The 19,048-nt window shown below is 58.3% G+C and carries 17 protein-coding genes and 1 riboswitch; of the genes, 7 read left to right on the plus strand and 10 right to left on the minus strand.

Features of this window, described 5'->3' with window-relative positions; all coding sequences use genetic code 11:
* Positions 1–125: 125 nt before the first annotated feature.
* From KTAU_RS18560 to KTAU_RS18580, 5 genes are all read right to left on the minus strand, one after another.
* Positions 126–839 (minus strand): ABC transporter ATP-binding protein, encoded by a 714-nt coding sequence (locus KTAU_RS18560; RefSeq protein ID WP_371875120.1) that lies wholly within the window; start codon positions 837–839, stop codon positions 126–128.
* 107 nt (positions 840–946) lie between these two features.
* Complete coding sequence (locus tag KTAU_RS18565) at positions 947–1,735, minus strand: ABC transporter ATP-binding protein (RefSeq protein WP_151729900.1); 789 nt, start codon at positions 1,733–1,735, stop codon at positions 947–949.
* 37 nt (positions 1,736–1,772) lie between these two features.
* Entirely contained in the window at positions 1,773–2,852 is a 1,080-nt protein-coding gene (locus tag KTAU_RS18570; RefSeq protein ID WP_170293421.1) for a branched-chain amino acid ABC transporter permease, read from the minus strand.
* A gap of 42 nt (positions 2,853–2,894) precedes the next feature.
* Positions 2,895–3,767: a branched-chain amino acid ABC transporter permease gene (locus KTAU_RS18575; protein WP_112427330.1), complete on the minus strand. Its 873-nt coding sequence runs from the start codon at positions 3,765–3,767 to the stop codon at positions 2,895–2,897.
* A 144-nt stretch (positions 3,768–3,911) separates the two neighbouring features.
* Positions 3,912–5,150: an amino acid ABC transporter substrate-binding protein gene (locus KTAU_RS18580; protein ID WP_170293422.1), complete on the minus strand. Its 1,239-nt coding sequence runs from the start codon at positions 5,148–5,150 to the stop codon at positions 3,912–3,914.
* Positions 5,151–5,669: 519 nt separating this feature from the next.
* Here KTAU_RS18580 and cobS point away from each other — a divergent pair.
* A complete protein-coding gene (cobS, locus tag KTAU_RS18585; RefSeq protein WP_151729785.1) occupies positions 5,670–6,521 on the plus strand; it encodes an adenosylcobinamide-GDP ribazoletransferase in 852 nt (283 codons plus the stop codon).
* A 24-nt stretch (positions 6,522–6,545) separates the two neighbouring features.
* Positions 6,546–7,193, plus strand: a complete 648-nt coding sequence (gene cobU, locus KTAU_RS18590) for a bifunctional adenosylcobinamide kinase/adenosylcobinamide-phosphate guanylyltransferase (RefSeq protein WP_151729786.1) — start codon at positions 6,546–6,548, stop codon at positions 7,191–7,193.
* A 73-nt stretch (positions 7,194–7,266) separates the two neighbouring features.
* Here cobU and KTAU_RS18595 read toward each other — a convergent pair whose 3' ends face one another.
* The 3 genes from KTAU_RS18595 to KTAU_RS22230 form a co-directional block, all read right to left on the minus strand.
* A complete protein-coding gene (locus KTAU_RS18595) occupies positions 7,267–8,451 on the minus strand; it encodes an MFS transporter (RefSeq protein ID WP_151729787.1) in 1,185 nt (394 codons plus the stop codon).
* A 246-nt stretch (positions 8,452–8,697) separates the two neighbouring features.
* The gene (locus KTAU_RS18600) at positions 8,698–9,537 is read right to left on the minus strand and encodes a cation:proton antiporter (RefSeq protein ID WP_308789054.1); all 840 of its coding nucleotides are present in this window, start codon (positions 9,535–9,537) and stop codon (positions 8,698–8,700) included.
* Positions 9,531–9,845 carry a cation:proton antiporter domain-containing protein gene (locus KTAU_RS22230; RefSeq protein ID WP_265576355.1) on the minus strand — a complete coding sequence of 105 codons (315 nt, stop codon included), beginning with the start codon at positions 9,843–9,845 and terminating at the stop codon, positions 9,531–9,533. The genes KTAU_RS18600 and KTAU_RS22230 overlap by 7 nt, the downstream gene beginning before the upstream one ends.
* A gap of 140 nt (positions 9,846–9,985) precedes the next feature.
* A riboswitch (Fluoride riboswitch) is annotated at positions 9,986–10,091 on the minus strand.
* A 177-nt stretch (positions 10,092–10,268) separates the two neighbouring features.
* Here KTAU_RS22230 and KTAU_RS18605 point away from each other — a divergent pair.
* Both KTAU_RS18605 and KTAU_RS18610 read left to right on the plus strand, forming a co-directional pair.
* A complete protein-coding gene (locus tag KTAU_RS18605; RefSeq protein ID WP_151729788.1) occupies positions 10,269–11,624 on the plus strand; it encodes an MFS transporter in 1,356 nt (451 codons plus the stop codon).
* Positions 11,625–11,752: 128 nt separating this feature from the next.
* Positions 11,753–12,526 (plus strand): dienelactone hydrolase family protein, encoded by a 774-nt coding sequence (locus tag KTAU_RS18610; protein ID WP_151729789.1) that lies wholly within the window; start codon positions 11,753–11,755, stop codon positions 12,524–12,526.
* Between the two features lie 21 nt (positions 12,527–12,547).
* On the opposite strand, the gene KTAU_RS18615 is transcribed toward KTAU_RS18610, so the two are convergent.
* Complete coding sequence (locus KTAU_RS18615) at positions 12,548–13,702, minus strand: glutamate--cysteine ligase family protein (protein WP_151729790.1); 1,155 nt, start codon at positions 13,700–13,702, stop codon at positions 12,548–12,550.
* 485 nt (positions 13,703–14,187) lie between these two features.
* Between KTAU_RS18615 and KTAU_RS18620 the strand changes: the two genes are divergently transcribed.
* From KTAU_RS18620 to KTAU_RS18630, 3 genes are all read left to right on the plus strand, one after another.
* Positions 14,188–15,492 carry an MFS transporter gene (locus KTAU_RS18620; RefSeq protein WP_228026534.1) on the plus strand — a complete coding sequence of 435 codons (1,305 nt, stop codon included), beginning with the start codon at positions 14,188–14,190 and terminating at the stop codon, positions 15,490–15,492.
* Between the two features lie 60 nt (positions 15,493–15,552).
* On the plus strand, positions 15,553–16,569 hold the full coding sequence (locus KTAU_RS18625) for a CapA family protein (protein WP_151729792.1): 1,017 nt from the start codon (positions 15,553–15,555) through the stop codon (positions 16,567–16,569).
* A 284-nt stretch (positions 16,570–16,853) separates the two neighbouring features.
* Positions 16,854–17,528, plus strand: coding sequence for a sugar transferase (locus KTAU_RS18630; RefSeq protein WP_151729793.1), 675 nt, complete (start codon positions 16,854–16,856; stop codon positions 17,526–17,528).
* A 266-nt stretch (positions 17,529–17,794) separates the two neighbouring features.
* Here the strand turns inward: KTAU_RS18630 and KTAU_RS18635 are convergent, their stop codons facing one another.
* The gene (locus KTAU_RS18635) at positions 17,795–19,039 is read right to left on the minus strand and encodes a glycosyltransferase (RefSeq protein WP_151729794.1); all 1,245 of its coding nucleotides are present in this window, start codon (positions 19,037–19,039) and stop codon (positions 17,795–17,797) included.
* Positions 19,040–19,048: the final 9 nt, after the last annotated feature.

Below are 19,048 nucleotides of genomic sequence, written 5' to 3' on the forward strand. Positions count from 1 at the left end.
TCTACGTAAGCATAATATGAAACCGCTTTCATGTCAAGGGGGCAGCGATGTATCAACGTCACCGCCCGCAAGCGAGCGCTCTGGGTACAGGCCGAGTGAGCGGCAGAGGCAAGCTGTTCTGGTGCTCAAGTGCCCAGATAGGCGGTGCGCACGCGCTCATTTTGCAGCAGCTCACTGCCAGTTCCTTCAAGGACAATATGACCATTTTCAAGAACATAAGCGCGGTCGGCACGCTCCAGAGCGATTTGCACGTCCTGTTCAACCAGGAGGAGGCTCAGGCCCTTCTCGCGGTGGATCACATCGAGAGCATTGAGCAGATCGTCCACGACCTGGGGCGCCAGGCCCAGAGAAAGCTCATCGATCAGCAACAGCTCAGGATGGCTCATCAAGCCGCGGCCAATAGCGCACATCTGTTGCTCGCCGCCCGAGAGCGAGCCAGCCAATTGGCGGCGGCGCTCGCGCAGCTTTGGCAGAAGCGTATAGACCTCTTCCAGCTCCTGTTTGATAGCCTGCTGTGAGCCGGCGCGCCTGGTATAGGCCCCGAGCAAAAGGTTCTCTTCCACTGTCAGCGCGCTGAAGAGGCGTCGGCCCTGGGGAACATGGCTCAGGCCCAGGCGGACAATCTCCTCAGCTCGCCGATGGGTAATATCGTGTCCAGCAAAGCGAATATAGCCCGTCCAGGCTGGTAAGAGGCCCGAAAGAGTGGCCAGCAAGGTTGACTTTCCGGCCCCGTTAGCGCCGATCAGGGCTACCAGTTCGCCGCGGCGTACTTCCAGCGAGACATCCCACAGCACGCGCGTTTCATCGTAGCCACTCTCTAGATGATCTACCTGCAGCAGCGCTTGCTGGCGCTCCTGGCTGGAATTGGACGCTGCTGTGGGCTGGGTAGAAACAAAACCCCTCTGCTCGCTCAGAGCACCTGGTCCCGACCGTGGCTCAGTCGGATTCATCCTTGCTCCTCCTTCCCCTCCTTTTGGGAAACTGGACGCACCGTACCTAGGCGGCTCTGCTGCTCGCGGGCGTAGCGCTCACCCAGGTATGCTTCGATGACGCGCTGATCTGCTAACACCTGTTCGGGCGGTCCCTCGGCGATCTTGTTACCCTGGTGCAAGACCATGATGCGCTGCGATAGGCCCATGATCGCCTGCATCACATGCTCGATGACCAGCACGGTCACCCCACTGGCGTGGATGGCCCGCATCAGGGCGATCGCTTGTTCCACCTCTGTGGGCGTCAGGCCGGCCATCACCTCGTCGAGCAGCAGCAGCTCTGGCTCCAGTGCTAGAGCGCGTGCCAACTCCAGCCGCTTGCGATCAGCAACCGTGAGCTGATCCGCCCTGAAGTGAGCCTTGGCCGCCAGGCCGACGCGCTCCAGCACCGCCTCAGCAGCCTCGCGCGCCGCGGCCTGTGTCAGGCCACGGCGTCCGAAGAGGGCGCCGATCATCACGTTTTCGCGCACGCTCAGCCCCTTGAACGGCTGAGTCACCTGAAAAGTGCGGGCAATACCTAAGTAGGCCCGTCGGTGAGGGGGCAAGCGACTGATATCCAGACCGCGGTAGCGAATCTGTCCGCTGCTCAAGGGCAACGAGCCGCTGATTAGCCCGATCATCGTGGTCTTGCCGGCGCCATTGGGGCCAATAATGCCTACGATCTCGCCGCGTTGGACGGCAAAGTCGAGCTGCTTGACGGCGGGTAGCCCGTCGAAGAACTTGCTCACCCCCCGCAGCTCTAGCAATGGCTGAGGCCCCTGCTGGCTTCCTGCCTCGGCTGGCTCAGACGCCGTTGGCGGCGATAGCACGTCGGACACGTCGCACTCCTTCCACCAGCAACTGCCGGCGGCTCATCCCAGGGGCCAGGGGTCGGAAAAACTCCTGTACGAGGCCCACCAGTCCCTGGGGAATGAAGATGGTGACAATCGCGATCGTCAGACCTAGCAACGAATTGTGGAACGTCGAGCCACTGATCTGAAACTGGAACGAGAGTAGCTCGAAGAGAACGGCGCTGATGAGCGGGCCGAGCAGGGTTCCTGCCCCGCCGAGCACGGTCAGGAGAACCATCTCTACCGAAATGCCAACATCGAAGACTGTCGGGGGATCGAAGCCGGTCGACCAGTAGGCATAGAGGCCGCCGGCGAGCGCCGTGGGCACAGCGCTGAGGACAAAAGCTCCGATCTTATACCAGTAAGTTGGAATCCCCATTGCCTCGGCAGTCTCTTCGCTCTCGCGAATGGCGATCAGAGCGTAGCCAGGTTTGCTGCGCGCCAGATAAGCCGTCAGTAGGAAGCACGCCAGGGCTAGCAGCCAGAAAAGAAAGTAAAAGGCGGTGTCGGAGAGTGCTGGTAGAGGCAGCTCAACCTCGCCGCCGCTGCCTCCCAGGTTGCGAATGGCGACCAGCTCCCGCGTGGCTTCGGCGATCCCTAGCGTGGCGATAGCGAAATAGTGCCCGCGTAGGCGTAGAACAGGTAAGCCGAGCAAAAAAGCCAATAATCCGGCGACTACGGCTCCGGTCAGCACTCCGAGCCAGAACGGGCGGCCAGCCAGTATCAGCAGACCAGTGCTATAGGCGCCAACGCCGAAGAAGAAAACGTTCCCAAAAGAGGCGTAGCCAGTGAAGCCGCCGAGAAAATTCCAGCTTTGAGCGAGGGCGGCGAACATCAAAATCAAGGTCCAGGTGTGGAGCGTAGCGGCATCGCCGCTGAGCGGAATCAGGGCCGCCAGCGCCAGGATGATCAGACCTGTCAACAGCGACCAGGGCCAGCGGGTGCCTGGTTTGGGCTGAGCTGGCCGCTGCTCTGCACCCGGCTCAGCGGTAGCCGTGGATGAGGTTGAGGGCTTATGCCAGGACCCAAACATAGGGCCTTCTCCTTCCGGTCTTTGGCCGACCATCAGCGTCATTCAAGCGTAGAATGCCTTGCCCAAAATACCGCGCGGACGGAAGATCAGCACCAGGACCATCAGGGCGAAGGCAATGGCGTCGTCATAGCCGGGACCAATGCCAGGCAGCAAAGGAACCACCGTTTCGGCCAGACCAAAGACTAGCCCACCAGCCAAGGCCCCCCAGGGGGTTCCTAACCCGCCGAGCACGACGATGACGAAGGCTCGCAGCGTGAAAACTCCTCCTTGCGAAGGATCAAAGGGGTACAGTTCAACCAGCATGGCCCCTGCCGCACCGGCCAGAGCCGCCCCCAGGCCGAAGGTGAGCGCGTAGATGCGATCAATGCGAATGCCCATCAGGCGTGCTGCATCGCGGTCCATACCGGTGGCCAGGATAGCGTTCCCGGTGCGAGTACGTTGTAGAAAGAGGCTCAGGGCAGCCGTCAGCAGCACAGCGATCAGCGCGGCGAGCAGACGGTCAAAGGGAATATGCAGCGTCCCTAGCGTCAGGCCGAAGCCGCTGTAAGCCGTATTAATCGAGCGCCGATCGCTAGTGAACAGGAGCTGTACCACATCGGCAATGAGCAAATCGAGACCGAAAGTGAGCAGGAATGTCACCAGAAAAGGTGCACGAATAACGCGATTAATGGCCACATATTGCACGACCCAGCCCAGGCAGAAGAGCAGCAGCATAGTTAAGGGGAGGCCGAGGAAAGGATCGATGTGCAGCTGGGTAAAGGCCCAGTAAGCAGTATAGGCTCCGACCAGGATGAATGCGCCGTGGGCAAGATTGACAATATTCATGATCCCCCACACCAGCGAAAAGCCCAAGGCTACCGCGGCGTAGAGACTGCCCAACAGCAGCCAGTTCACAATCACCTGCGCAATCAGCATCGCGGATACCTCTCTGTGAAAGGGAAGCCTGCGCACAGGCAGGCTTCTGACCGCTAAAACCAGCATTACTCCGGCCCTCACTGACCTGTCGTGTCGTGGCGGGTCAGTGGCCTTCTTCTTGCTCGAGCGAGCCGATGAACAATGCTAGCGCTGGGATAGAGGAGGAGTTGGATAAAGCAGCTGTGCGTTAGCGATCTCCTTGGGATAGACGGTCACCACCTGGCCATTCTGGATCTGGATGGTCGCCATCGGCTTAAACGTATTGGCTCCGGTAGCATCGAAGCGAATGACGCCATAGAAGGTCGTAATATTGAGCCGAGCCAGGGCGTCGCGCACCTTCTGAGGGTCGATCGAACCGGCGTTCTGGATGGCATACTGGAAGGCCAGACCAGCAGCGGTGGACTCGGCAGACTGATAGGATGGCTCGTGACCAAAGGTCTGCTTGTAAATCCGCTCGTAGTTGGCTGGAGTACCAAAGAAATCGATGCCCTGATAGCGCTCTTGGGGAGTCCACTGTGAAGATCCCAAGACGTAGTTGGCATCGGGGCCGAGCGAAGTGATAAAGTCAGGGGTAGCAGGTCCGACTGTAAAGGCATAGAGCTTGGCATTGATGTTGAGCTGCTTGCACTCTTTCATGGTCGTCACGGCTTCGCTTTCGTGACCCGAGCCAAGCAGCATATCGGGGACGCCTCCGTGGGCCGAAGTTTTCAAGGCTGTCAGTACTCCTGTCAGATCAGTAGCCCCCGATGGGTAGGTCTGATAGTAAACGACCTCCATGCCGTGACTGCTGGCGAAGTCGCGGGCGGCAGTAGCCACCTCCTCAGAGAAAGAGTCGTTGGCTGAAATGATGGCCACAGTCTGCGGGGGGGTAGGCAGGCTCAGGGCTGCTTCCAACATGACCTTGGCGTACTCCGAGGCCGGGCTGAGTACGCCGAAGATGTAGTGAAAACCGCGAGAGAAAATCGCTTTGGCTGCGCCATTGGCCTCAACCATTGGGATCTTGTAGCGTTCAGCAATGGCTTCGTCCTGCAGGGTGGCTGATGTGCCGTAGGGGCCGAGGAGGAAATTGACTTTATCGGCAGTAATCAGTTGCTGAGTGAGCTGAGCACTCCTGGTAGGGCTGCTGCCATCATCATAGTACTTGAGCGCAACCTGGTAGGTGGTGTTCCCCACTTTAATGCCGCCGTGGGCATTGACCTCTTTGACCCAAAGCTGGTAGCCTTCCAGGGTAAGATGACCTTCGGTCGCGGTGGACCCCGTGAGCGAAATCGGGGCGCCGAAGAGCAGCGTATTGCTACTGCTCGCTGTTCCACCGCAGGCCAGCAGCCCTGTCGAGCAGAAGAGGATGAGGAGTAGCGAGAGGAGAATTATCGGCAGCGACAAATGCGTTGCGCTGCTCCGGGACTGGAAAGACGAGTCGTGTCCCGTGTGCGCAAGATGGCGACGCGGGAGGTGGAGGTAGCTGAAAAGGTGAATCATGGCTTCTCCCCCCATCGTTGGGTTCTCCGGGTGGCGCTGTAGCTGTTAACACCGGCGTAACGAGATGACTGGCGCTGCGCCTGGCCCGAGGCAGGGCGCGAAGAGCACGAGATGGAGCAGGGATCACGCTGTCACACAGCACGGCCAGCAGTCTTTGCCTGACCTCCCTTCCAGGGCTGCTCGCAACGGCGACGCCTGGCGTGGGCGCTGTCTCCTTTGCTTCGCTTCACTACCTGTCCATCTCTGCAATGCATCGTTGCGCTGGTCAAATAGATTGAACAATTTCTATTATAATAGGTCAAACAGGGAGCGGTAAACTGTTGACAGGCCAGCATTAAGCGTTTGGCTGCTCATCCATACTCAACTCGCCGAACAGGGCCTGTGATTAGCCGATGCTGCCTGCAAGCGAAGAGGAGGAATGGTATGCGTATGCGCTCTGATGATTCCCAGACCAGTCTGGCCTTACAGGCCATTTGGAGACCGTGGACCCGGCTGGGTCGCTTCTGTCGTAATCAATATGCTGAGCTTGTCGCAGCGGTTCTGTTTCTGACCATCTTGCCGTTACCTGGGAGGCGCCTCTTAGCAAGCAGCGAAGAGGGAAGCGCTGTGCCGATTGTGGGGAGCGTCTATTACCCTCTCGTTGGCCTCATCCTCGGGGCGATCCTTTGTGTGTTCGCCGTCTTGTTCACCGCACGTGTTCCCGCGCTTGTCCTGGCAGCTCTGCTGGTCCTTGTCGAGATCACCTTCACGGGCGGCCTGCACCTGGATGGTGTCATGGACAGCTGCGATGGCCTCTTTGGGGGCTTCGGACGCGAGCGTCGCCTGGAGATCATGCACGATAGTCGTGTTGGAAGTTTTGGAGTTCTGGGTGCTGTGACGCTATTACTGCTGCGTTTCACTATCCTGGCCAGTCTCCCCTTCTGGAGTCTGCTGGCTGCGCTCCTGGTCGCGCCGACCCTGGGGCGCTGGGCAATGGTGCTGGCTGGTGGTCTCTTCCCGGCGGCGCGCCCTGATGGGCTGGGGGCGGCCTTCCATCAAGCTGTGACCCTGCGGCGTCTTCTGTTGGCTGGTCTCAGCAGTGCGTTAATGGCCCTCCTCTTCGCTCACCTCATTGGCCTCTTTGTCTGGCTACTGAGCAATCTCCTGGTCGTTGGCCTGGGCGTAGCCGTGACACGCTCGCTTGGCGGCCTGACGGGTGACGTTTGTGGGGCCTTGGGCGAGATCTGCGAGGTGTGCGCCTTGCTGCTCTTTCTACTGATGCATGTCTCTCTTTAGATGAAGGTCAGGAGTGAGCTTCACATGAACGGAGAGAAAACAGGATCTGGAGCTGTCGTTGCCCAGTTGACATTTATCCTGGGAGGGGCACGCAGCGGCAAAAGCCGCTTTGCCCTGCGCCTGGCCGCGGCTAGCAAGCGGCGTGTAGCTTTTATTGCCACCGCGACAGCCAGCGATCAGGAGATGGCTGAGCGCATCCGACGACATCGAGCCGAGCGTCCTGGGGACTGGTACACCTTTGAAGAACCGTTACGGTTGGAGTGGGCCGTTCATCAAGCAGCCAAAGTTGCTGATGTGCTCCTGCTCGATTGCCTGACGCTCTGGCTGAGCAACCTGTTGCAAGCCCATGAGCAAGCAGAGCCAGAGATGGCGGCGATCAGTCCCGAGCGAGAGGCCCAGGTCCTGGGAGAAGTTGAGCGCCTTCTGCAGGCGGCCCGCGCCTTACGATCTGATCAACAGCTCATCGTCGTCTCTAACGAAGTGGGGTTAGGCATCGTGCCGCTCTCTCCCCTGGGACGAGGTTACCGCGACCTGCTAGGGCTGGTCAATCAGCGCCTGGCCCGGGCCGCCGCGAGGGCCTATTTCCTCATCGCCGGCCTTCCCCTTGACCTCAAGCGCTGGAGAACTGAGGGCCTAGAGGCCGTTCTCGATAACGAGCAGTCCGGCCTCTAGCCTCGTCTCTCGCTGGCTGGTAGCTGGTAGATGAACGAAGGAGAGTCGAGCCGGCAGCGGTACTGAAGAAGGCTCAGGCTGGCCTGGCTGCCCGCCGCAACTGGCGACTGGCGATTATGAAGAAAGGGATGGCCAGTAGCTCGGCCAGCAAGCAGAAGGTGATAGCGAGCGGCAGTGCCACGCTGTAGAGCAGACCGATCAGGGCGCTGCCGAGGAACCAGCAGATACCGTAGCCGGCGGTGAAGATGCCATAGGCGGAGGCACGGCGTTGACCAGGTACCATTAAGGCCACGGCGGCGGGAATAAGCGACTCGTGGACACCCATGCCGAGGCCCCAGACGACCACTCCGAGCAGGGCCAGCCAGAAGCCTCCCAGGAAAACCAGCGGTGCAAACAAAGCTGCCAGAACTGTCAAAGGAATCAGAATGCCCATCCCCAGACGATCGAAGAGTCGTCCACACAGGAGCGATCCTAAGCCGCTACTTCCCATCGCAATGGCATAAAAGACTGGGACCAGCGTGGAGGGCACGCTGGAGACACGGGCGAAATGATAGGCTATCAGAGGGAAATCGGCGAAACCGGCGGCCACCAGAACGGCCCCGACCAGATAGACCCAGTACGTAGCTGGCAGCGCTTGGGGGGTGGCCACCTGGGGGGCGGGGGCCAGCTCGTGAGGACGAGGGTAGAGCAGACGAGCAAGCAAAAGAAGCAGCAAGGTTAACGCAGCACTGACTGCCAGCGAAGCAAAGGCCAGGCGGTAGTTCCCCCGCCAGGCCAGTACCGCAGCTACAGCGAGTGGCCCCAGCAAGGCCCCAAACTGATCGAGGGCCTCGTGAAAACCGAAAGCCCAGCCATAGCCCATCTCATGAGCGGCCTGCGACAGCATGACATCTCGCGGTGGATTGCGGATCGCCTTGCCGGCTCGTTCGAGGATGATCAATAAGGCGGCCAATGGCCAGCTACCCGCTACAGCCAGCAAGGGAACTGAGACCATCTGCACGACATAGCCCACAATTGTGACCGGCCAGTATTGGCCAGTGCGATCACTCAGAGGGCCAGAGACGAGACGCAGGCCGTAGCCAAGTAGCTCACCCAGCCCGGTTACGACGCCGATCAAAGCCGCCCCAGCCCCGAGCAGCGCCAGATAGGGACCGAGGATGCCCCGGGCTCCTTCATAGGTGAAGTCCGCAAAGAAGCTCAATATACCGATCAACAGCACAAAGCGAAAGGCCGCTCTTTTGAGCGTCAGGCTACTCATAATCAGCCTTTCTCCTCACCGGTTCACGGGGCGAGAATAATCGGTCGTTGTCAAAACGAAGTCTTTTGGCTCAGGGCACAACGGGAGTTGGGTAAAGTGACTACCGCCATGCCGCTGCTCCTTATTCTATGCGTTCATACACCCACACAGGAAGAGGGGGAAAGACTCCTTGTCTCTCTTCTGATCCTGGTGGCCTCTTATCTGATCTTCAGCCACGGGTCTCATGCTCAGCCTCGACTAGCTCTATTAGCGGATCATCCTCCGTGCGGGCAGAGCCTCATGCCGTGGCAAGAACCGGGTCTGAGCGATGAGCGTCGGTACGAAAGCCGAAGGCACAACCACGGTCGCCAGCGCCGTATACTGTTCCTGCCCAATAATCTGGTGGGTTAAGCCATAGAGAGTCGCGATGCTCCCCAAAGTCAGGCCAGTGGACATGAGCAGCGTTGTGTAGGTTCCCTCGCGTGCCTGGAGCCTGAAGGCGTGGGCCAGAGGCCATACACCAGCGAACTTCGTGCCAAGCTTCATGCAGAAGAGGCTGAGAATCAAGAAGGCTCCGCTTATCAGTGCTGATAGCGGGATATACATACCGGCTTTCAAGAAGAAAAAGGGCGTCAGGAAGGCAAAGGCTATTGAGCGCAGCCGCTGCATCAGTGCGCGCTCGTGCTCAAAGAGGCCAGCCATTACCAACCCGATGAGATAGGCGGGCAAGGCCGCCTTGCTTCCAGCCAGACTGGCCAGGCCGCCAAGGGCGAAGAGCACGAGCCGCAAGAGCTTTACCTCGAACTCACTCACTCCTCCTCCCTGATGGAGAAAACTCCAGCTGGCAAATGCTGGCAGGCTCCAGAGTACGAGGGCAGTGACTGAGATGAAGGCCAGCATCCAGAGCGAGGAGCCGACAAAGAGTAGTCCCGAGGCCAGCACTGTTCCCAGGTCAGTCACAAAACAGGCTGCCAGAATGAGCTTGCCAATCTCGCCTCGATTGAGGCCCGTCTCGACCATCACCGCGTACATCACGGCTACGGATGTCGTTGAAAGAGCTATCCCGGCCCGCTCTGAGGCTTGCCAGCTCCAGTGGCTGATCAACAACGTGAAGGCAAAAGCCCCAGCGGGGGTACCATAAACGAGGTGCAGCCGATGAGCAGACTGGGCCCGAGATGACGACGAAAAACTGTCGGCTCGATTTCTGCTCCTGCTAGGAAGGCCAGCAAGACCGAACCGAGGCTTGCCAGAAAGTCACTCCAGGCCGTCGAGTAGAGCAGATGGCTATTGCCGCCGATGACCCCCAGAACGATTTCCACCAGGCCAACAGCCAGGCCCGGGCGAATCGAGATCAAGCTGGCTAAGAGAGCCAGCGCCATCCAGATAGCCGCGATGAACCACAGGTTTTCCGACACTCTTCTCCTCCTGATTGGCACAGAACCAGTGATTGCTGGCAAACAGACAGGGCCTGGGAGACGCAGACAGAGGAAGAAGAGAGTGGGGGAGAGGCTTCTCTGGCGGGAGAGACAAAAAACCCCTGATTTGCGCCGCCAGGCGTAAATCAGGAGCCATCAGCAGTGCTGGTTGTCCTCTGCGGTTTCGCCACTTCGCTCGCTCAGCGCAAGTCAGGTGGCGCGGCGGACTCCATCGCCTTTCCCATACTTTGCATGCAGCTGCTTGTTCTCTCAACTGCTTTGGTAATTATACCATAGCTTGCAAGAAGCGGGGGGAGATTTGCGATGTGGATAGCCGGCGGCCTATAATGAAAGGGCAGCTGCTCACGATGGAAGCAAGCGTTATCTTCCTTTCCCCTCAAACCTCATCTCTGGAGCAGAGCATTGAAACAGGTAGTAGCTGATGCAGAGGTCCGTTCCCTCTCCAACTGGCGTATGATTCTCTGTTGCGGCCTGTTGACCCTGGTTGGGTTAAATCTCCGATCCATCATCCTCGGAGTCCCTCCAGTGCTACCACTGGTGCAGCATGATCTGGCGCTCTCTTATTTCGAGGTTGGCCTGTTGACGGCGCTCCCGCCGCTGACTCTTGGCGCAAGCGCCTGGTCGCTTGGCCTTGTTGTCGAGCGCCTTGGAGAGCGGACCTGCGTCGCCCTTGGTCTGCTTCTGCTTGGTATAGGGGCGATCCTGCGAGCCTTGTGGCCGTCGGCGGTGACGCTCTTTTGCTTTACCCTGCTGCTCTGTCTTGGCATCGTGCTTGCTCAGACAGCCGTCCCACCTCTGGCGCGCCACTGGTTCCCGCGCTCCGTGGGCCTGGTAACGGCCCTCTTCAGCGACGGCCTCATCATCGGCGAAGCGCTGGCTGCTGGACTAACCGTGCCCCTGATGCAGCGCTTCTTTGGTCCTGGCAACTGGCGAGCCACCTTTATTTTTTGGGGAGTGCCAGCGCTTGTCCTGCTACTGGGCTGGCTGGTGTTCGCGCCACGTACACCGGGCAGACAGCTTCGAGAGCCGCCACCAGCGCCTCCAGCACCCCAGCCGGCGATAACGCAGCGATCCGCTCAGGAAGCAGAGGCTCATCTTGGAAAGGCAAGGCAAGGGCGACGTGTTAATGCCTGGCACCTGGGCATCTTGCTGGGCGGAGGAAGCCTTATCTATTTCGGCATGAATGCCTGGATTGCCCCCTATAACGCAGCCCTACAACGAGCAGCCGTCACGCCCCTGGTGCTGGGCGTTCTCAACACCGCTCAGCTCCCATCGAGTCTGGCGGTTACTCTTTTCGCCCAGCAATTGGCGGGGAGGCGCTGGCCCTTTATTGGGGCAGGCATCGTTTGTGCCATCTCCCTCATAGGCTGGCTCCTCTCGCCTGCCGGGCTGGAAGTTATCTGGGCGGCTCTCATTGGCGCTGGCTCCGCCCTCGTTTTCACCCTCGGAGTAGCATTGCCCGCTTTGCTGGCCTCGCCCAGTGAAGTCGCTCGTCTGACCGGCATGACCCTCTCGCTCACCTATGCAGTGGCCTTCATTGGTCCACTCATTGGCGGAGCCCTCTGGGACCACCTCGGGGTGCCGGCTCTTGCTTTTCTTCCTGTCCTTATCGCCTGTCTATTGCTGATCATGCTGGGGGCTTTGCTGCCCGAGCGCCGACCAGATCGAGAGGCCCTGCTCGATGCCGGGCAATGCCAGATCGGCCTGGTCGGGAGTGGTGCCAACCAGGAGCAACCGACCCCACCAACCGCCTCGTAGATCGCTGGCGGAATGGTTATCGTCGTCCATTGCCCCGCTGGGGCCAGGACCTGTTGCAATTCTTGCCTGATGCGCTATCATGAGGAAAGACAAGGAAACAGAGATTAGCGAGGGAGGTTACTCAAGCCATGTGCTACGATGACAATGCTCGTCCACCCGTGCCAGATGGGGCGGATGGGCAAGCTCAAGGAGAAGACCTGGTTCTCACTGCCGCGGATGGCAACCGCTTTGCGGCCTACTTTGCCCGTCCTGCGGCCCCCACGGGAGCGCAGGTGATCATCTATCCTGACGTCCGTGGCTTGCATCAATTCTACAAAGAGCTAGCTCTGCGCTTTGCCGACATTGGCATCGCCGCCATCGCGCTCGACTATTTTGGAAGGACCGCCGGATTAACAGCGCGCGACGATTCCTTTGAATTCTGGCCCCATGTCCAGCAGCTCAAGCTAGAGAACTTCTTTCTGGATGTGAGGGCAGCTCTCGACTACCTGCGCAGCCACGCCAGTGCCGAGGGAGCGACCTTCCCCGTTGGCTTCTGTATGGGTGGCAGTTTAACCATCCTCTCGGGCTGCGATCGCTCCTTCGGCTTTGCCGGTCTGATAGCCTTTTATGCAGGGCTGAGCCGCCCAATTGCGGGTAATGGCACGGCACTGGAGCGTGCCGATCAACTGGTTTATCCGCTGCTCGGCCTCTTTGGAGGCGCGGATCAAGGCATTCCTGTCAGCCAGGTGCACGAGCTAGAGGAAAAACTACGCCAACGCGGCCTTGAGCACCAGATTCACATCTATGAAGGGGCGCCCCATAGTTTCTTTGACCGTCGCTACAGCGAGTATGCCGAAGCCTGTGCCGATGCCTGGCAGCGCGTCCGCGACTTCATTGCCGCCCATAGCCATAGCCGTACCTAGGCCCTCCTCACTCAGAAAACCTCATGAGGTTGCTACGCTTCTCTGCCTGGTTTCGCAGGCCATTCCCTGTGAGACCAGATAAGGGAAGCGCAGCGCCTCCTGCAAGCTACCTGTCTGGCGGTAGTGCTTGATCATCTGCTGAGCAGGTGTCTGACGCTGTTCCAGAAGCGCGAAAAGCGGTTCCAGCAATGAGTAGTTCTCATCCTCGCTTAAGGCTTGTGCAGCAGCTGTCAGGATCTGCTGTGCCCCCTCGAAAATTGTCTCGTCCTCAAAACCGCGCAGAGCCGCGCGCTGATGAAGGTTAGCATCGGGCACAGTGGCTCGTCCGGGCAGAGTATCATCGAGTGTCAGGCCCTTGAGGAGAGCCAGCAGTGCGGCATAGAGCGAGAAATCCGCGCAGCTATCACAGGCTTTGAATTCCAGCCGCCCTATCTCTGCCGGAATACGTGCCAGCTTCGTCAGCGAAGGGTTGCTATAGAGTAACTTGGTCTCATCCGCGATGAAGACCAGCGCTGCTGGACGTTGGCCAGTACGCAGAAATGTACGCACAGAGAGTCCTTCCCAGAGCTTGCCCTCGTAAAAGGGCGAGCTGAAGCTAAATGGCACGATATAGGGACTATAATAGGTCAATTTACGCCCCCGATCGATCAGCAGTTCTGTCGACCAGCTCGGGCAAGACAGGCTGAGATCGGGGCCGTAGGTCAGAAAGGTGCTCAGGGCGGTGCGATCTTCTGGCGAGCGATCCAGCAGGCGCCATTCATAAGAATTGAGCGGAGGATCGAGAATGAGGCAGGTTTGATAGGGGTTATAGCTCGTCAAGACCGGAGTGAAGCCGTGGCGAGCAGCTACCTGGCAAAGGAGAGCGAAACTCTCTTGCAACTCGTCAATAGCGCTCTCGATGTCAGGATGAATGGTCGTCCTGATTTCTATTCCCTTTGGAAGGCAGGTCAACCACTCGCCTTCAGGGCTGAGCCGCTCCAGAGCTTCAAGGTACCAACGCTTGAGACGAATACCGGCATCGCCGATACGCAGCTGCTGTTCATCGCCGGGATAGAGCGGCAGCTCTTCAACCACGGCCTGAAGCAGGCTATAAGGAGTCGAAACGAAATCCACAAAGCGTCCATTGTGGTCAACAAAAGCCACCTCGTGTTCAATACCAAAGCAGAAATTGCTCATCTATCTTGTCCTTTGCCTGAAATAGAAGACCACAAGAGAGAGCTACCTGGGAGTCGCCTTGTAGTGGGAGAGGGGAGGTCTGCCTCCGCCAGCTACCAACCACCTGGGAGGAAAAGTGCTCTTCCCTTGCGGTAGTGCAAGGAACGATCCCAAATCAGAGTAAGCAACTCAGATATTAGCATGACCTAACATTGACGTCAAGGGGAAAGGCACTTCTGGCATAGCGCGTAGTATCAGGAATAGATCATTGTGCGATACGCACGAGCAATCAGCCGGCGGCGATGAGATAGCTGGAGAAGGGACAGATCAGAGTCACGAGAGGGGGTGGCGTAATGAGGGAGTGGCTGGTATAGCAAGTAAGCAAGCGAATGGACCTTTCTCTGTTCTCTCTTGCTTTTGAGCAGGAGCGCAGGATAGAATACAATACTGGCTCTTGCACTGCGCTATTGGTGAGCGCAGGAAGAGGGTCTGCCGCTATTACACCTATGACTGCAAATAAACGATATCAGCGAACGTCGGTCCTTCAGCGTTTTATCAAGTCAGTTCTCGACAGTCCTGGCTTCCGCAACCGAACTCTGCTTGCCATCTCCTTTTCTGTGCTTGGGGCCTATATAGGCACAGCAATGATCAACCCTGTGCGCGTTCTTTACGCCCAGGAGCACGGTGCCTCATTACCGATTATTGGCGCGATGGCCTCAGCCTACCTGGTTTCTGACTTTCTCTTTGGCTACCCGTTAGGCTGGCTAGCCGATCGCTGGGGACGCAAGCAGGTGATCCTCATCGGCATGGCGGCGCAAGCATTACTCTCCGCGCTCTATCTCCCCGTCTCCGATCCGGTCCTCTTTATCGTTCTGCGCTTCCTGGAAGGAATCGCAGCGGCCTCCCTGCTGCCGGCGGCGCGGGCGTTACTCATTGATGCCGTGCCTGTTGAGCAGCAAGGTGAAGCATTTGGAGTCTTTAACGCCTTTTTCAATGCCAGTTTTCTACTTGGGCCGGCGCTTGGGGGATTGATAGCCTCCCTAGGCTACAGCTGGGCTTTTATAGGGGCGATTTTCATCCGGCTGGTAGGTATCGTTCTTGTTATGCTGCTCATTCGGAAGGAACCACAGGCTCGCTCCCGCAATGCAAAGCAGCCTGCCCTCGGTAGTGTCTTCAAGGAGTTATTTGCCTGGCCGCTGCTCGCTTCCTATCTAATTGCCTTTGGGGACTATCTCTATTTAGGCTTTGATCTCACCCTGACGCCAGTCTGGATGCATGATCACTTGCAGGCTTCCGTGGCCCTGATTGGCCTAACTTACACCGCCTGGGCGGTGCCGAACACGATTTGCTCCCCGCTTGGGGGGAAAGTGGCTGATCGCCGGCGGCGTTCCACACTGATCTTAATCTTTGGTCTGGCCCAGGTGCCGCTCTACTTCCTCTATGGAATGCTAAGTCAGGCCCTGTTGGCCTTGCTGTTATTCGCCGTGCATGGGATCGTTTATGCCTTTGTCCAGCCGGCCATTGATGCTCATCTGGCAGCCTTTTCTGGAAATCACGTGCGCGCACGTATTCAGGGTCTCTACAGCACGATAGGTCTGATCGGCGCCTTTGTCGGAAGCAATCTGTTCATTCCTCTTTACCTGGTCAACTTCCGCTTTCCCTGGTTTATGATGGGACTGTGCTATGGTCTCTGTATCCTCGTTGGAGGGCTGATCATTCGGCGCCAGGAGACCAAAAATCTACCCCGGTCTCAGGTGCTGCAAGAGGATCAGGCCAAGGTGGTGACCTTGGGATCAGACTCTCATCCCTAGTCAAGGCTGCCGTCTAGCCTCGCTCTTCGTTCCCCTCTCTTGCAACTGGAGGAGGAAGGCATGGTAGCTTCATCGAACAACGCCAGACTGTTTCGACTTCTGTTCCTGGGCGATGTCATGCTTGGACGCCTAATGAACCAGGTCCTGCAGCAAGTTGAAGCGACCTATCCCTGGGGAGATACTCTCCCGCTTCTGTTACAGGCGGATGTGTGTATCTGTAATCTGGAGTGTGTTCTCGCTGATACAGGTAGCCCCTGGTCGCTCACACCAAAGGTCTTCCACTTCCGTTCAGACACGCGCAACGTGGCGGCGTTACAGGAGGCGCACATCAAGGCAGTCTCATTGGCGAATAATCATACACTCGACTTTGGCTACGAGGCTCTGCTGCAGATGCTTGCTGTACTGCGCCGGGCCGGCATTCACTTTGCTGGTGCAGGGAGCAATAGCGCAGAGGCCAGGCAGCCTGCTCTCTGGGAAACAGCTGGTCAGAAACTGGGGCTGCTGGCACTCACCGATAACGAGCCGGCTTGGGAGGCTGGCCCTGAGCGGCCCGGTATCTGGTATATGCCGATGGCCCTGAGCGACCCGCGGGCTGCAGAGCTGCGCGCTGCGCTCAGGGCTGTGCGCGCTCAAGTTGATTGGCTGATTGTTTCCCTGCACTGGGGTGGCAATTGGGGCGGTACTCCACCAGCAGAACATCGAGCTTTCGCGCACGCGCTCATCGATGCGGGGGCGGATATTGTTTATGGCCATTCCCCTCATGTCGTACGTGGTATTGAGATCTATCGAGGGCGCCCGGTGCTCTATAGTTGTGGCGACTTTGTCGACGATTACGCCGTTGAGCCGCGTGGGCGCAACGATCTTAGCTTCATCTTTAGCATTGAAATTGTCGGATCTCAGCTCATGCGCCTGCGGCTCTACCCGACGGTGATACGGGCTTTCCAGGCCCGGAGAGCCCACGGCTCCGATCGTGAGGAGCTTGTTACCACTATGCTGCGCCTCTGCTCCCTGCTGGGCACAGCTGCGCGTTGGTCTGAACGAGAAGCTTGCCTGGAAATAGAGGTGGTCAGGGTATGAGCCTGGCCTGTGAGACGGCCTCTGGCTGCTGCCGCTGCTCTCCTCTCTGTGTGTAGGCGCCGCTGAGGGGCGACGTCAGGCTCAGCAGATAGCTCGACAATGACGACTCAACCATTGTGTACCATCCCAGCCTCGGTCAGAGCTTTCTTTATCCATATCTTTATAAGCACCTGCACCCGTTCTCTACCTCAGAGCGCTATTCTCTTAATTAAACAGAACACGGCCAGTATCTGACAACGGCTGTACACACGCTGTCTCTACGCTCTGTGGAGGGAGGATGCTCAATGGCGGTTCTCGCTGAACCTCGTTTGCAAATCCCTGTTGACCCTGGCTACCTGCGCCTCAAACGACTGGTCGATGTAACCGTTACCCTGGCTTTGTTGCCTCTACTCCTGGCGGTGATGGGGGTGATAGCCGTCCTGATCCGGCTCGATTCGTCTGGCCCTGTCTTCTTCCGCCAAAAGCGCCTGGGATTGAACGGTAAGGAATTTACGCTGCTGAAGTTCCGCTCGATGTATGCCAATAGCGATGATTATCTGCATCGCGAGGCTATCAGGCGTTATATGAACGGTGATCGGCTCAGCAGTAGCCAGCAGGCTGCCAATCCTTACAAGTTGAACGATGATCCGCGCATTACGAGAATCGGTCGTCTGCTCCGCCGTACTAGTCTGGATGAATTACCACAGTTCTTTAATGTGCTGCACGGAGAGATGTCGCTCGTCGGACCACGCCCTCCCCTGCCTTATGAGGTGGAACAGTATAGTGAACGGGACTGGCTGCGCCTCGCAGGCAAGCCTGGCCTGACTGGCTACTGGCAAGTCTATGGACGCAGCAAGGTCGATTTTAAGACGATGGTTGAGATGGATATTGCTTATCTGCAACGCCAATCGATCTGGGAAGATCTCAGGCTCATCGCTTTGACCCCACTGGTGATGCTGAGCGGTCGTGGCGGTGCCTGAGCCTTTGGCCTCTTTCTTTTGTGGCTATTGTTTACCGCTGTAGATGCTCACCTCTTACTAGAGACTGCCTTCTCTCTGTGTCTTCGTCTCTTCCATCCATCCACTCATCCGGAAAGGGCAAGGACGCCCGTCCTCTTTGGATATTCTTATAGTCATAGGATAGCTGCCCTGCCTCCTCCTGGCTGGCGAGGAAGCAGGTCGCTCGCTGGCAGAGACCTCACCTCACGGTGAGTTTGGTAGCTGGGTGGCTGTGATTGCTCGCAAAACTAGTGCAGGTGCTGTCTGCTGATCTCCTGAGAGATAGAGACAGAGGGTGTAGAGCGGCGGCGGTCACAGAGTCTCTCCAGTAACTCGTTATAGCACTCGCTCATCAGCTCCCAGCGGAATGGCTCGAAGTCTTTAGCGGCATTCTCAACGAGCTGAGCGCACTTCTCGGGGTGGTGATAGAGATCGACAAAAGCCGCTGCGAAGCTGAGGGGGTTCTCCGGCTCGCAAAGAACAACCGACTCGGGACGAAACATCGAGCGGATCGCTTTAGTGTCTGTAGCGATAATCGGGCGATGCAACCAGGCAAACTCGTAGGCTTTGGTAGGCAGCAGGAGGTCCATAAACCCATCGCAGCGGTAGGGGATGATGCCCACATCCCCGTGAGCGATAAAGTGAGCCACTTCCTCAACCGTGCATGTCTCCCTGAAAGTGACGCGATCGCTGATTCCCAATTCCTCGGCAAGCGCGCGTAGAAAAGGGATTTGCTCCCCGCGTCCCAAAAGATCGAGGCGAAGGCGTGGGGCCGCCGGCAGAGCCAGAGCGAGGGCGCGCAGGGCCACATCGAGGCCATGTCGCTCTGCCATTGTGCCGTGATACATCAGGATAAAATCGCTGTCCTCCTCGGTAGACGGAGCGCGAATGCGCTGTGAAGGGGGGAAATAGCGGGGGTCTGGACTGTTCAGGATGACTGACAGCTTGTGGCGGGGGACGCCGCGCCTGAGCAGCAGCTCCTCGAAAGGCCAGCCCACGGTGATTACATGGTTGGCGAAGAGAGTGGACAGCCGCTCCTGCAAAGCGGCCAGTCTTCGGGCCAGGGGGCGCAGGCGTCCGTGAGCCTTGACGGCCATCAGCTCTGGCGAAGCATCCTGGACCTCCAAAATCACCCGTGCTCCAAAGAGGCGTGGGATGAGAGCAGCAAAGGCCAGGAAATCCGGCATGTTATGCACCTGAATCACATCATAACGCTTGCGGAAGTGAAGCCGTGTCACTGTCCAGGCGGCGAGAAGCAGAAACCTGAGCCAGCCGAGCACGGTCAGCGGCAAAGGCTGACCAAAGCCTCGATCCAGAGGGACGCGATAGACCGCGACGCCGTTGCATTCTTCATAGGGAGGCTCGGCGCCATGACGCAGGCAAATGACATCAACCAGGTGACCTCTGGCGCGGGCGGCCTCAGCCAGGCGACGCACCAGAGGATCAAAACGATACCAGTCGTAGCTAATGTGAACAATGCGTAACGGCGACATTCCCAAATC

It is taken from the genome of Thermogemmatispora aurantia (assembly GCF_008974285.1).
Lineage (GTDB): Bacteria > Chloroflexota > Ktedonobacteria > Ktedonobacterales > Ktedonobacteraceae > Thermogemmatispora > Thermogemmatispora aurantia.

Bases quoted from the DNA above. Each gene is read 5' to 3' on its own strand.
- KTAU_RS18610 (WP_151729789.1), top strand. From the start codon at position 11,753: ATGTGCTACGATGACAATGCTCGTCCACCCGTGCCAGATGGGGCGGAT.
- KTAU_RS18630 (WP_151729793.1), top strand. From the start codon at position 16,854: ATGGCGGTTCTCGCTGAACCTCGTTTGCAAATCCCTGTTGACCCTGGC.
- KTAU_RS18570 (WP_170293421.1), bottom strand. From the start codon at position 2,852: ATGTTTGGGTCCTGGCATAAGCCCTCAACCTCATCCACGGCTACCGCT.
- KTAU_RS18575 (WP_112427330.1), bottom strand. From the start codon at position 3,767: ATGCTGATTGCGCAGGTGATTGTGAACTGGCTGCTGTTGGGCAGTCTC.
- KTAU_RS18620 (WP_228026534.1), top strand. From the start codon at position 14,188: ATGACTGCAAATAAACGATATCAGCGAACGTCGGTCCTTCAGCGTTTT.
- KTAU_RS18615 (WP_151729790.1), bottom strand. From the start codon at position 13,702: ATGAGCAATTTCTGCTTTGGTATTGAACACGAGGTGGCTTTTGTTGAC.
- KTAU_RS18595 (WP_151729787.1), bottom strand. From the start codon at position 8,451: ATGAGTAGCCTGACGCTCAAAAGAGCGGCCTTTCGCTTTGTGCTGTTG.
- KTAU_RS18625 (WP_151729792.1), top strand. From the start codon at position 15,553: ATGGTAGCTTCATCGAACAACGCCAGACTGTTTCGACTTCTGTTCCTG.
- KTAU_RS18635 (WP_151729794.1), bottom strand. From the start codon at position 19,039: ATGTCGCCGTTACGCATTGTTCACATTAGCTACGACTGGTATCGTTTT.
- cobS (WP_151729785.1), top strand. From the start codon at position 5,670: ATGCGTATGCGCTCTGATGATTCCCAGACCAGTCTGGCCTTACAGGCC.
- cobU (WP_151729786.1), top strand. From the start codon at position 6,546: ATGAACGGAGAGAAAACAGGATCTGGAGCTGTCGTTGCCCAGTTGACA.